We start from the raw sequence: 12,768 nt of genomic DNA, 5'->3' as shown, positions 1-12,768 counted from the left end.
AAAAATTGTCTTCAGTAAGTTTTCATAAAAAAAGAATTGAAGAGTGTTTAAGAGAGAATATACAAATTAATGAACGTGAGGCTCAAATTGAAGCTGAAAATATTTTAAAGTTTGCCCTCAAAAAACCCTCCTCTTTTTTTATATCTAACCAAAAAACGAATATAGATAAGATCCAAGAAGAATTGATTTCATCTATTCTAAAAAAACGCATTAAAAGTGAACCGCTTGCTTATATTTTGAATGAATGGGATTTTTATGGAGAAACTTTTTATTTAGATAAAAATTCATTAATTCCAAGGCAAGATACTGAATTATTAATTGATCTTATATTAAAAAGATACGATAAAGGATCTAAACTTAATATATTGGATTTAGGAACTGGTTCCGGAGTCATTGGCATCACATTATCAAAACTCTACCCAAATTCAATGATTACAATTTCAGATATTTCATCAAAAGCATTGAATGTTGCAAATAAAAATATTAAAAATCACAACGTAACAAATATCCGTTCTTTGGAAAGTGATTGGTTTAATAGCTTTAAAGAGAAAGAATTGTTTGACCTGATATTGACTAATCCCCCTTATATCTCAAAAGATGATGTTCATCTAAATAATCTCGAATTAAGTTATGAGCCTTCAAATGCTCTAGTTGCCGCTAATGATGGATTTGCAGATATTTTCAAAATTATTGATACCTCGCCAAAATTTCTAAATTCAGAAGGAATATTAATGATTGAGCATGGCCATACACAAGGAGATAAAGTCAAAAATTACTTTGAAGAAAAGTCTTTTGACAACATAAAACAACATCGAGATATTAATCAAAAAATTAGAGTAACGTCAGCATCAAAAATAAAAGTTTAATGCTTAATCAAATAGTATAATTATTATATGAAAGAAATTAATTCCATAGGCATTGTAAAACCCAAAATTTTTAAATGCACAGACCCAATTAAATTATCTTGTGGAATGACACTCGATAATTACGAGTTAATTTATGAGACATATGGCAAATTAAATAAAAATAAAGATAACGCCGTTTTGGTCTGCCACGCGTTATCTGGCAATCAACATGTCGCCGGCAGGCATAAAAAAACTGATAAACATCCTGGTTGGTGGGATAGTTTAGTTGGCCCTGGTAAACCATTAAATACAAATAAATTCTTTGTCATTGGAGTCAATAATTTAGGTGGCAATGAAGGCAGTACGGGGCCAAAATCTATCAATCCAAAAACAAAAAAAGTATGGGGATCCAGCTTTCCAATCATAACTGTTGAAGATTGGGTAAAGACTCAAAAAACTTTAATTAACTATTTGGGTATACAAAGATTATCATCAGTTATAGGTGGCAGCCTTGGAGGAATGCAAGCTTTAGAGTGGAATCTTCAATTTCCAAATGAAGTAAAGAATACAATTATAATAGCAGCAGCACCTAATTTAACTGCTCAAAATATTGCATTTAATGAAGTTGCGAGACAATCAATCATTACGGATCCAGATTTTCAAAAAGGTAATTTTTATACAAAAAAAAATAAACCAAAACGAGGCTTAAGGGTTGCACGTATGTTAGGTCATATCACCTACTTATCAAATGATGCAATGAAAAGTAAATTTGGTAGAAAGAAAAAAAATAAAGATTTTAAATACAATTTTAATACTGAATTTGAAATCGAATCGTATTTAAATTACCAAGGAGATAAGTTTGCCCAGGAATTTGATGCAAATACCTATATTCGTATGACAAAGGCATTGGACTATTATGACCCCACGAAACAAAATAAAAAAAAGCTAAGTGCGGTATTTAAAAAAATTAAATCTAAATTTTTAGTAATTTCCTTTACAAGCGATTGGCGGTTTTCTCCAGCTCGCTCAAAAGAGATAGTGAAGAGCTTATTGGATAATAATATTAATGTAAGTTATGCAGAAATTTCTGCAGAGAGTGGTCATGATGCTTTTCTAATGTCTGATGACCATTATCATGAAATATTGGATTCATTTTTTAAGAATATATTTAAATCTAAATGAAAAAATTTGATCAAAATTCAAGATATGATTTTCCGATTATCGAAAATTGGACACATCAAAATTCTAAAGTATTAGACCTTGGTTGCGGTGATGGATCTTTATTGAATTATTTAAAAGAAAAAAAAGATATTAAAGGTTTCGGTATTGAAAAAAATAAAGATAACTGGTTGTTGTCATTAAAAAATAATATTGATGTAATTCAAATGGATTTAGAGGCAGGTTTGGCTGGTTTTGAAACTAACTCATTTGATTTAGTGATTTTATCAAGAACTATTCAGTCAATGAATCATATTGAAGAAATTATCTATGAAATGATGAGAGTAGGTAAGGAGGTTATCATTACATTTCCTAATTTTGGTTATTGGAAAAACCGATTTCAAATAATGCAAGGAAATATGCCCGTATCAGATGAGCTCCCATACAAATGGTTTGAAACGCCAAATATACATTTATGTACCATTCAAGATTTTGATAATTTATGTAGAGAAAATAAAATAAAAGTAGAGCAACGATTGATATTAACCGATAAAAAATCAGTAAATTTTTGTCCTAACCTTTTTGGAGCTTTGGCGTTATATAAATTAGTCTCAAAATAGAACAACCCATGACAAAAACAAATATTCAGTGGAAAGATTTACTCACCAAAAAAATTGTTATTTGTTTTTTTACTGGATTCACCTCAGGCTTACCCTTATTTATACTCATTAGCTTATTCCCTGCCTGGCTTGCTGAAAGTGGATTAGACCTTAAAGCCATTGGCCTTTTTGCTTTAATTCAACTGCCCTATGCATGGAAATTTATATGGGCGCCTTTATTTGATCGATTCACCCTCGCAATGGGGAGAAGAAGAGGATGGTTAATCATTTTTCAAACAATTTTGTTATTTTTAATATCAATATGTGGTTTTATTGATCCAAAATCACAAATTTTAATCATTGCCATTGTTTCTATCGGTATCGCATTTTTTAGTGCTAGTCAGGATATTGTTATTGATGCTTACAGAAGAGAGTTGCTTCTAGATCCAGAGTTAGGTTTGGGTAATGCAGTGCATGTAAATGCTTATAAATTTGCAAGTTTAGTTCCTGGTTCACTATCTTTAATTTTAGCTGATTTCTTTTCTTGGGAATTTGTATTTACGATTACCGGATTATTTATGATTCCAGGAATTATTCTTACAATTTTAATCTCTGAACCAAAACTTAAATCAGCACCTCCCAAAACAATCAAGGAAGCAGTCGTGGATCCGTTTAAAGAATTTTTAGGGCGAAAGGGAACCAAGAATGCCTTAATGATACTGCTATTTATTTTTCTTTATAAAATTGGTGACAGCATGGCGACCGCTCTTGCTACCCCTTTTTATTTAGATCTTGGGTTCTCAATGACAGAGATTGGAATCATTGCAAAAAATGCAGGCCTATGGACAAGTATCGCTGGAGGGATTATTGGTGGGATATGGATGGTGAAATTAGGTATTAATCGAGCTTTATGGATTTTTGGCTTTCTACAAATGTTTGCGACATTAAGTTTTGCATGGTTAGCAACAGTGGGTTATGACAATACGGTCTTAGCCATCACGGTTGGGTTAGAATTTTTTGCTGCGGGGCTTGGCACAACAGCATTTGTGGCATTTATTGCTAAAACTACTAACCCTAAATATACAGCTACGCAGTTTGCACTATTCAGCAGCCTTGCCTCTGTACCAAGAACTTTTACCAACGCATCAACTGGTTATTTTGTAGATTTTTTTGGTTGGTATTATTTCTTTATTTTTTGTTTTATATTGGCAATTCCAGGCATGTTTTTATTATTAAAAATCGCCCCCTGGAGAAAGTAATTAATCATATTCAATTACTAAGGGTGCATGATCACTAAAGCGCTCGTCCTTATAAACATAAGCTTTTTTTGCTCTAATTGCATTTTCATAATTTGATATCTGATAATCTATTCGCCACCCAACATTTTTTAGCCAAGCCTGCCCTCGATTACTCCACCATGTATATGAGCCCTCTCCTTCCTCAGGATGAAGGATACGATAAACATCAGTCCATCGTCCTTTGGTAAATAACTTAGTCAACCATTCCCGCTCATCAGGGAGAAATCCAGAATTTTTCTTATTCCCTTTAAAGTTTTTTAAATCTCTTTCATGATGTGCAATATTAAAATCACCACATACTATGATATTTTTTCCTAAATTTAATTTCTCTTCAAAAACTTTATAAATCTTATCAAGCACTTTGTATTTAAAAGCTTGTCTAACTTCACCTGATGAGCCTGATGGTAAATAAATTGAAATAATAATTAAGTTTTCAAACTCAAGCTCGATATACCTCCCTTCATCGTCCAATTCAGGAATACCCAAATGCTTTGTAACTTTAAGAGGTTCATTTTTTGTATAAATGCCAACTCCACTATAGCCCCTCTTTATTGCAAAGCTAAAATACCCTTTATAGCCATATGGTGATTTCATTTCAGGTGATAAATCAGTCTCTTGAGCTTTGAGTTCCTGCAAACAAATATAATCTGCGTTTTGTTCTTTCAGCCAAGGGAAAAAATCTTTTCTGCTGGCAGCCCGAATACCATTTAAATTTAAGGTTATAATCTTCATAAGTTAACTAGAAATGTATCTATGCAAGAATCTTTTATAAAATTTGCACTTGAAAAAAAAGTACTTCAGTTTGGAGATTTTACTACTAAAGCAGGTAGAAAAAGTCCTTATTTTTTTAATCTTGGCTCTTTTAACGACGGCGATAGTCTTAAGAGGTTAGGAGATTTTTATGCAGATAAAATTATAGAAGAAAATATTGAATTCGATTTACTATTTGGACCAGCTTATAAAGGGATATCGCTTGTAGGTGCAATTGCAATTTCTCTTACAAATAAAGGTATAAACAAAAAATTTTCATCGAATAGAAAAGAGGTTAAAGATCATGGGGAGGGCGGTTTAATTATTGGTGCTCCTATTTCAGGAAAAATTCTTATTATTGATGATGTGATTTCTGCAGGGACTTCGATTAATGAAAGTTTTAGTCTGATCAATCAATTTAATGCAAAGATTGTTGGAATTATTGTATCAATTGATCGAAAAGAAAAAGGCAGCGAGAAACTCTCTGCTATTGAAGAAATATATCAGAAATATAAGGTGCCTGTTAAATCAATAATCAACTTAGATAATATTATTGATTTCTTAAAAAAAGATACAGAAAATAAAAAAGTCTTAGACGAAATGATTGGTTATAAGCAAAAGTATGGCGTTTAATTTTTTAATTTTTCTTTAAGCAATTGACTGACTTGGCCAGGGTTTGCTTTACCTTTAGAAGCTTTCATCACCTGACCTATTAATGCATTAAATGCTTTATCTTTTCCAGATTTATATTCCTCAACCATGGCTTCATTGTCTTGTAAAACTTGATTTAAAATATCAATAACCTCATTTTCATTAGATATTTGTTTAAGCCCGAGTTGATCAATCACTTCATCAACTCTTTTATCTTGGTCCCAGATTTCATCAAAAACTTTTTTAGCTGCATTATTTGAAATAGTTTTATCTTCAATTCTCAAAATTAATTCTGCTAACTTGTTAGCCTTGAGGGGGGAGCTCTTAATATCAATATCTGATTCATTTAGTCTTGAAAAAAGATTTGTTAATATCCAATTCGAAGCTAATTTTGCATTTACTTTAAATGAAAGCAATTCCTTAAAGTAGTTAGCGACGTCAATATTCGATGTAATTCCATCTGCATCATAATTTGTGAGGTCAAACTCTTTCACTAATCTTGATTTCATTTCGTTTGGCAGTTCGTACATTTTAGATTTTATATTATTAATTTTCTCTTGGCTGATAACTAGTGGCAATAAATCAGGATCTGGAAAATATCGGTAATCATTTGCCTCCTCTTTTGATCTCATTTCTCGTGTTTCTCCAGAATCTGGATCAAAAAGAATTGTTGCTTGTTTTATTTTTCCCCCATCCTCTAACTTTTCAATTTGCCAGTTCACCTCATAATCAACTGCCTGTTTGATGAACTTAAAAGAATTTAAGTTTTTGATTTCTCGCCTTGTCCCTAGCTCTTTATCCCCTTTTTTCTTAACTGATACATTCACATCGCAACGAAAATTTCCCTCTTGCATATTTCCATCACAAATTCCGATCCATTGAACTAATTCGTGAAGTTTTTTAGCATAAGCCACTGCTTCTTCTGCAGAGCTCATATCTGGTTCTGTGACAATTTCTAATAAGGGAGTACCCGCTCTGTTAAGGTCGATCCCCGATTTTCCCTCATTGATTCCATGAACAGATTTACCAGCATCTTCTTCTAAATGTGCTCTTAAAATTCTAATACTTTTATTTTCATCGCCAACTGGAATTATAAGATTCCCCTCTCCTACAACAGGCAAATCAAGCTGACTGATTTGATACCCTTTAGGTAAGTCTGGATAAAAGTAGTTTTTTCTAGCAAAAATAGAATGTTCAGTAATCTTCGCATCAACTGCTAGACCAAACTTTATTGCACAGTTGACTGCCTCTTCATTAAGCACTGGTAAAACTCCAGGGTAGGCAAGACTCACTAAGCAGGCATTTGCATTAGGCTCTTTACCAAAACTTGTGGATGCACCAGAAAATATTTTTGAGTTAGTTTTTAACTGAGCATGTGTTTCAATCCCAATAACAATTTCCCAATCCATTATTTGAACTCCTCAGGAGTTAAATTATGCCAATTTGTATTCGTTTGAAATATATGAGCAATATTTAATAACTTTGATTCAGTAAAATAATTGCCTATGAGCTGAATACCTACAGGAAGATTATTCATCAGTCCCCCAGGCATCGATAAACCTGGTAATCCAGCAAGGTTAGTTGAAATTGTGTAAACATCTTGCATGTACATTTTTAGTGGGTCTTCTTTTTTATCGCCAATTGGAAAAGCAACAGAAGGTGCCGAAGGACCTAAGATGACATCACATTTTTCAAAAGCCTTTTTGAAATCTTCTGAGATTAATCTTCTAATTTTTTGTGCTTTTAAATAATAAGCATCGTAGTAGCCTGCACTAAGAACATAGGTGCCAATCATTATTCTTCTTTTTACTTCATCGCCAAAACCTTCTTCTCTAGTCTTACAATACATGTCCATCAGGTCATCATATTCTTTTGTTCGATAGCCATATCGAACGCCGTCATATCTGGATAAATTACTAGATGCCTCAGCAGGTGCAATGACATAATAAACGGGTATGGATAAATGGTTATTCGGTAAAGATATCTCTACAATTTCAGCGCCCAATTTTTTATATTCGCTGATACCCTGTTCTATTATTTTCTCAACCTGTGGATCTAGTCCTTCACTAAAAAATTCTTTTGGGACACCAATTTTTAATCCCTTAATAGGGTTATTAATATCTGTTAAATAATTTTCTTTTTCTCTTTGTATACTAGTGGAATCTTTAGGGTCATGGCCACTCATCACATTCATCATTGCAGCACAATCTTCTGCCGAATGACACATGGGTCCCGCTTGATCTAGACTTGATGCAAATGCAATCATGCCATACCTTGAAACTAAACCATAAGTCGGCTTTAAACCTGTCAAACCACACAATGAAGCAGGCTGCCTTATCGAACCACCTGTATCTGTCGCCGTCGCAGCTGGAGCTAACATTCCAGCAACAGCAGCTGCACTTCCCCCTGAGCTTCCTCCTGGAACAGTTTTTATATCCCACGGATTTTTGACATTGCCATAAAAGGAAGTCTCATTAGATGACCCCATAGCAAATTCATCCATATTGGTTTTGCCTAGGTTCACTGCGCCCACTGCATTAAATTTACTTATTACCGTTGAATCATATGGAGCAATAAAATTATCCAACATTTTTGAACCACAACTTGTTTTCCATCCCTCTGCACAAAAAATATCCTTTTGCGCTATTGGAATCCCGGTTAAATAATTCTGATTTCCCTCCTTGATAATTTCATCTGAGCGCTTTGCCATTGCCAAACTTTTATCTTTATCAGTCGTGATAAAAGCATTTATAGATGAGTTATGAAGATCTACTCGATTTAAAAAAAATTTCGTAAGCTCTACGCTGGAAAATTTTTTTTCTTTTAATCCTTCTGAAAGTTCTTTAAGGGATAAATTTAACATCTTATTCAATCACTCTTGGGACAATAAACAAAGATTGATCAGTTTCATTTGATAATTTTAAGGATTTTTCTCTCATATCCACTTCGGTCACTTTGTCTTCTCTTAAGGGCTGCTTAATATCAAGGGCATGGGCCATAGGTTCAATACTATCTGTATTTACCTCAGTCATTTGGTCGATGAGTCCTAAAATCCCTTCTAACTTTTCACTCACTTTATTAGCCTCATTTTCATTTATATTTATTCGAGCTAAATGGGCAATTTTTTTAATTTCGTCATTATCGAATTTCATTTTATTAAAACACCATTTTTTGTTTAATTTATGTTGATTAATCAGTTATTATACAAGGATACGAAGACACTTTAAAATTCAATCTTATATAAATTATGATTAAAAGTTTGTTTAGAAATTTTGTTGATAATGATTTGGCTATTGACCTTGGCACAGCAAATACATTAATTTTTGCTAAAGGAAGAGGTGTGGTCCTTGATGAGCCTTCAGTTGTTGCTATTCAAAATGTGCAAGGGCCTGGTGGACCCCAAACTAGAAAAACTGTTCTCGCCGTGGGTGCTGAAGCTAAATCAATGCTCGGCAGGTCGCCTCAAAGCATCAACGCTATTCGTCCAATGAAAGACGGAGTGATAGCTGATTTTAATATCACCGAAGAAATGATCAAGCATTTTATCAAGAAGACTGTATCAACCAATATGTTTTCTCCTAGCCCAAGAATAGTTATTTGTGTTCCATATGGCGCAACACAAGTTGAAAAAAGAGCTATTCGAGAATCTGCAGAGAGAGCTGGTGCGAAACAAGTATTTTTAATTGAAGAGCCCATGGCAGCTGCTATTGGTGCCGAACTACCCATTCAAGATGCGACAGGCTCAATGGTAATTGACGTGGGGGGTGGTACTACAGAAGTTGGCATCATCTCATTAGGTGGAATTGTTTACGCAAGTTCTGCTCGCGTTGGTGGAGACAAAATTGATCAATCTATTGTTGACTACATGAGAAGGAACTATGGGACATTAATATCTGAACCAACAGCTGAAAAAATAAAACAAACGATTGGTAGCGCATTCCCTTTAAATGAACTTTTATCAATGGATATCACTGGGAGAAATTTAGCTGAAGGCTTGCCCAGAAAATTAAGTATCTCCAGTAATGAAATATTAGAAGCTATCGCAGAACCACTTCACACTATCGTTGGTGCAGTAAAAACTGCACTTGAACAAACACCTCCTGAACTTGGATCTGATATTGCAGAAAATGGAATGGTCCTCACTGGTGGTGGTGCCCTTTTGAAAAATCTTGATCGACTTCTACAAGAGGAGACAGGCATCCCAGTAATTATTGCTGAAGATCCTTTGACTTGTGTAGCTAGAGGTTGCGGAAAAACATTAGACCAACTAGATTATTTTAAAAATACATTTGTTTATGAATAGACATAATGGCAATCAAGGTTTCTAAAAAAGAATTAAGCTTATTTACTACTAACTTTTCTTTAACTTATTTTATTCTTTTTGTTTTCTTGGCTGTGCTCATGATGTTTATGGACAGTCGATATGAATATCTTAAGCAAATTAGAAAAGATTTTTCATTTATCACTTCCCCTTTGATCATTTTAACTAATGACTCCATTAATTTTTTTGCTAATTTTCAAAGCTTATCAAAATCTAAAGCTCTGTTAGAAGAAGAAATAAATCAACTTAATATTCAAGTTGATAGCCTTTCCATTGAAAATCAAATAAGAAAATTTCTGGTAGCTGAGAATGATAACTTGAGAAAGATAACGCTCTTATCAAAAAAATATTCTCCAAAAAAAACTTATCCCGCTGAGATTATTAGGCCAACTATAAGAGGCAGGGCACAGATAATTACAATCAACAAGGGTGAAAAGGATGGAATTCGTCAAGGCATGCCAGTCGTAAACAGGTCAGGTTTAGTTGGGCAAATATATTCAACCTATGACCAAACAAGTGAAGTTGTTCCCTTACTTTCAAAAAAATTTGCTGTCAACGCACTCCAAGATAATGGACAAAATCATGCCATCATTTATGGTGATGCTGATTTTTTAGTAATCCCTTTCTTTCCTGCTTCAATAGACGTCGCTCCTGGAGACACATTTGTGACTTCAGGTCTCGATAACGTATACCCTAGTGGAATTAATATAGGAAAAGTCGTTGAGGTGTCTCCGGAAGATAAACAATTTAACAAAATTTTATTACAGCCAGCAACCTTTTCAAGTCAATTTTCTTTAATTACCATTCTTGATTATTAAAACATGCTAAAAAAATCTCATGACGTTAAACTAAGACAACAAAAGTTATTTGTTGGGTTATTTTTAGTCTCTACTTTTTTCAGTTTCATAAATTTATTTAGTTTTTTAAATATTAATATTTACCCAGAGTATTTCTTAGCATTAATGGTAATAACTATTTCATCTAATTTAATATCAATTAATATCACTAAAGTCTTTTTGATGGGTGTCATAGTAGATATTTTGATTGGGTCAATTTTAGGACAATACACCATCGCATTCCTGCTTTTATATGGTCTCCAAATTTTTTACCAAAAATATTTTTTAATACCGACAAGGCCTCAAGCAATTCTTCTTAAATTTCTATCTATTTGCCTTGGTATAATAGTTGTAACGATCATATCTCAAAATTTTAATCCTACTTTTCATATCAATGGAAGCTTATTAAATTATTTAATAATAGAAATAGCTATCACTTTTGTAATTTTAGTAATTTTTCAAATTTTTTATGAAAGAACTTATGGCACTTAAATTTTATTTTGGATAATTATCGTTTTAAATATTTTTTTAAAAAAAGAATTCAAATACTATTTGTATTTTTAATCATCCTGCTGCTCATTCCTTTATTAAAAATATTTTATTTACAGATCATACAGTTTGATAGATTTACCGCACTAAGTAAAAATAATAGTATTAAAATTATTCCGACCCCTCCCAAAAGAGGAGTCATTCTCGATAGAAATAATATAATTTTAGCTGATAACAAATTAGTTCATTCCTTAGAAATAGATCGTGCGTCTTTTTCTGCGCTTCCTGAAATAAGACACCGTTTAAAAACTAAATTAAATATTGATATTGACACTGACATTGTTAATAAAAAAATTAGTTACTTATATGAAAATACAGTTCCCATCAGCTTTAATCTGAACGATAAACAAATCGCTCGTTTCGTTGCACATCAATATTTATTTCCGAACCTTAAAATTAAACAAAGGTTTATAAGAGACTATCCTCAGGGAAAGTCATCTGCGCACCTAATTGGATTTATAAATAGAATTAATGACAAAGATATCAATTCCTTAGAAAAAGAAAATTTAACTAATCGATATTTGGGTAGCACACATATTGGTAAATCAGGTACTGAAAAATTCTACGAGAATTTAATACATGGAACACCAGGATTTAGAGAGATTGAAGTGGATGCCAAGCAAAACATCATTAGAACTTTACAAGAAAAAAAGCCTATTCCTGGAAAGGTTATCAATTTAACAATTGATTATAGATTGCAAAAAATTGCTGAGAAAGCATTTGGTGAGAAAAAGGGGGCTCTTGTCGCAATCAATCCAAAAAATTCTGAGGTACTTGCTTATGTGAGTCAACCAACATTTAATCCAGCTTTATTTACAAACGGCATATCTCATGAAGCTTGGGCTAATCTAAACGATAAAAACTCAAGAGTCATGCTCGATAGGGTCGTTGCTGGCCTTTATCCGCCAGGCTCTACGCTTAAGCCTTTTGTCGCTCTTGCTGCTCTTAAAAACAATATAAGAAAACCCCCTTTTTCAATTTTCGATATTGGATATTTTAAAATGCCAAGATCTTCTAAAGTATTTCGTGATTGGAAACGAGGAGGCCACGGAACTGTAGATATGATTAAAGCAATTGCTGTTTCATGCGATACCTTTTTCTATGGATTAGGTCTTGAATTAGGAATCCCTAAATTAAATAAGGTGCTTGATGACTTTAACTTTGGTAAGAAGACTGACATTGATATTGATGGAGAAAAAAGTGGTTTAATTGCCAATAAAGCCTGGAAAAAAAAGAAGTTTAATGAAAGTTGGTATGCTGGGGAAACTGCGATTACTGCAATTGGCCAAGGATTTACTCTTGTCACACCACTCCAGCTTGCAAATGCCACAGCAAAACTTGCGAACCCAAGATTATCAATAAAGCCCCACTTACTTTTAAGCATTGATGGAATCAACCAAGATAAACAAAAAGTCAAAGAGAAAAAACAAAGCTACTCAGATGAAAACCTAAAATGGGTTAAGAAAGGAATGGTGAATGTCACAAAAGAGGGAGGAACCGCTGCTTTTTTAGGCAGAAAATCAAATTATCAAATGGCATCTAAAACTGGGACGGCTCAATTATTTGGTTTAAAAATAGATGAAGAATATAACGAGGATATCCTTCCTGATAAACTTAAAGATCATGCCCTTTTTATTACCTATGCTCCTGCTATTGAGCCTGAAATTGTCATCGCCGTTATCGTTGAGAATGGGGGTCACGGTGGCTCGGTAGCAGGTCCAATTGCAAAAAAAGTTTTAGATGCTTATTTATATAAATAAA

At 33.2% G+C, this 12,768-nt stretch carries 13 protein-coding genes; 9 read left to right on the top strand and 4 right to left on the bottom strand.

What is annotated here, in order from left to right; genetic code table 11:
- Positions 1 to 5: 5 nt before the first annotated feature.
- Genes prmC through K6112_05095 form a run of 4 tightly spaced genes read left to right on the top strand, consistent with a single transcriptional unit; the run spans position 6 to position 3,861 of the window.
- Positions 6 to 866, top strand: coding sequence for a peptide chain release factor N(5)-glutamine methyltransferase (gene prmC, locus K6112_05110; GenBank protein QZP17406.1), 861 nt, complete (start codon positions 6 to 8; stop codon positions 864 to 866).
- A gap of 27 nt (positions 867 to 893) precedes the next feature.
- Positions 894 to 2,027: a homoserine O-acetyltransferase gene (locus K6112_05105; GenBank protein ID QZP17405.1), complete on the top strand. Its 1,134-nt coding sequence runs from the start codon at positions 894 to 896 to the stop codon at positions 2,025 to 2,027.
- On the top strand, positions 2,024 to 2,623 hold the full coding sequence (gene metW / locus K6112_05100) for a methionine biosynthesis protein MetW (GenBank protein QZP17404.1): 600 nt from the start codon (positions 2,024 to 2,026) through the stop codon (positions 2,621 to 2,623). Before K6112_05105 ends, metW begins: the two co-directional genes overlap by 4 nt.
- 8 nt (positions 2,624 to 2,631) lie before the next feature.
- Entirely contained in the window at positions 2,632 to 3,861 is a 1,230-nt protein-coding gene (locus K6112_05095) for an AmpG family muropeptide MFS transporter (GenBank protein QZP17403.1), read from the top strand.
- Here the strand turns inward: K6112_05095 and xth are convergent, their stop codons facing one another.
- Positions 3,862 to 4,632 (bottom strand): exodeoxyribonuclease III, encoded by a 771-nt coding sequence (gene xth / locus K6112_05090; protein QZP17402.1) that lies wholly within the window; start codon positions 4,630 to 4,632, stop codon positions 3,862 to 3,864.
- Positions 4,633 to 4,653: 21 nt separating this feature from the next.
- Here xth and pyrE point away from each other — a divergent pair, with 21 nt between their 5' ends.
- A complete protein-coding gene (gene pyrE / locus K6112_05085) occupies positions 4,654 to 5,283 on the top strand; it encodes an orotate phosphoribosyltransferase (GenBank protein ID QZP17401.1) in 630 nt (209 codons plus the stop codon).
- On the opposite strand, the gene gatB is transcribed toward pyrE, so the two are convergent.
- Genes gatB through gatC form a run of 3 tightly spaced genes read right to left on the bottom strand, consistent with a single transcriptional unit; the run spans position 5,280 to position 8,453 of the window.
- Positions 5,280 to 6,710: an Asp-tRNA(Asn)/Glu-tRNA(Gln) amidotransferase subunit GatB gene (gene gatB / locus K6112_05080; GenBank protein ID QZP17400.1), complete on the bottom strand. Its 1,431-nt coding sequence runs from the start codon at positions 6,708 to 6,710 to the stop codon at positions 5,280 to 5,282. The two genes, pyrE and gatB, sit on opposite strands and share 4 nt — an antisense overlap.
- Complete coding sequence (gene gatA, locus K6112_05075) at positions 6,710 to 8,164, bottom strand: Asp-tRNA(Asn)/Glu-tRNA(Gln) amidotransferase subunit GatA (GenBank protein QZP17399.1); 1,455 nt, start codon at positions 8,162 to 8,164, stop codon at positions 6,710 to 6,712. The genes gatB and gatA overlap by 1 nt, the downstream gene beginning before the upstream one ends.
- 1 nt (position 8,165) lies before the next feature.
- Positions 8,166 to 8,453, bottom strand: a complete 288-nt coding sequence (gatC, locus tag K6112_05070) for an Asp-tRNA(Asn)/Glu-tRNA(Gln) amidotransferase subunit GatC (GenBank protein QZP17398.1) — start codon at positions 8,451 to 8,453, stop codon at positions 8,166 to 8,168.
- 95 nt (positions 8,454 to 8,548) lie between these two features.
- On the opposite strand from gatC, the gene K6112_05065 reads away from it, so the two are divergent.
- From K6112_05065 to mrdA, 4 genes are read left to right on the top strand one after another with little or no spacing between them, the layout of a single operon-like run.
- Positions 8,549 to 9,604, top strand: coding sequence for a rod shape-determining protein (locus tag K6112_05065; GenBank protein QZP17397.1), 1,056 nt, complete (start codon positions 8,549 to 8,551; stop codon positions 9,602 to 9,604).
- A 5-nt stretch (positions 9,605 to 9,609) separates the two neighbouring features.
- Positions 9,610 to 10,440 (top strand): rod shape-determining protein MreC, encoded by an 831-nt coding sequence (mreC, locus tag K6112_05060; GenBank protein ID QZP17396.1) that lies wholly within the window; start codon positions 9,610 to 9,612, stop codon positions 10,438 to 10,440.
- 3 nt (positions 10,441 to 10,443) lie between these two features.
- Positions 10,444 to 10,950, top strand: coding sequence for a rod shape-determining protein MreD (gene mreD, locus K6112_05055; GenBank protein ID QZP17395.1), 507 nt, complete (start codon positions 10,444 to 10,446; stop codon positions 10,948 to 10,950).
- 8 nt (positions 10,951 to 10,958) lie between these two features.
- Positions 10,959 to 12,767, top strand: coding sequence for a penicillin-binding protein 2 (gene mrdA / locus K6112_05050; protein ID QZP17394.1), 1,809 nt, complete (start codon positions 10,959 to 10,961; stop codon positions 12,765 to 12,767).
- Position 12,768: the final 1 nt, after the last annotated feature.

It is taken from the genome of Methylophilales bacterium (genome assembly GCA_019823025.1).
Taxonomy (GTDB): Bacteria; Pseudomonadota; Gammaproteobacteria; order Burkholderiales; family Methylophilaceae; genus BACL14.
The sequence above is the reverse complement of the archived record's forward strand: the minus strand, read 5'-3'. Positions and strand labels throughout refer to the sequence as shown.

Bases quoted from the DNA above. Each gene is read 5' to 3' on its own strand.
- xth (QZP17402.1), bottom strand. From the start codon at position 4,632: ATGAAGATTATAACCTTAAATTTAAATGGTATTCGGGCTGCCAGCAGA.
- gatC (QZP17398.1), bottom strand. From the start codon at position 8,453: ATGAAATTCGATAATGACGAAATTAAAAAAATTGCCCATTTAGCTCGA.
- K6112_05105 (QZP17405.1), top strand. From the start codon at position 894: ATGAAAGAAATTAATTCCATAGGCATTGTAAAACCCAAAATTTTTAAA.
- pyrE (QZP17401.1), top strand. From the start codon at position 4,654: ATGCAAGAATCTTTTATAAAATTTGCACTTGAAAAAAAAGTACTTCAG.
- gatA (QZP17399.1), bottom strand. From the start codon at position 8,164: ATGTTAAATTTATCCCTTAAAGAACTTTCAGAAGGATTAAAAGAAAAA.
- mreD (QZP17395.1), top strand. From the start codon at position 10,444: ATGCTAAAAAAATCTCATGACGTTAAACTAAGACAACAAAAGTTATTT.
- K6112_05095 (QZP17403.1), top strand. From the start codon at position 2,632: ATGACAAAAACAAATATTCAGTGGAAAGATTTACTCACCAAAAAAATT.
- K6112_05065 (QZP17397.1), top strand. From the start codon at position 8,549: ATGATTAAAAGTTTGTTTAGAAATTTTGTTGATAATGATTTGGCTATT.
- mreC (QZP17396.1), top strand. From the start codon at position 9,610: ATGGCAATCAAGGTTTCTAAAAAAGAATTAAGCTTATTTACTACTAAC.
- metW (QZP17404.1), top strand. From the start codon at position 2,024: ATGAAAAAATTTGATCAAAATTCAAGATATGATTTTCCGATTATCGAA.
- gatB (QZP17400.1), bottom strand. From the start codon at position 6,710: ATGGATTGGGAAATTGTTATTGGGATTGAAACACATGCTCAGTTAAAA.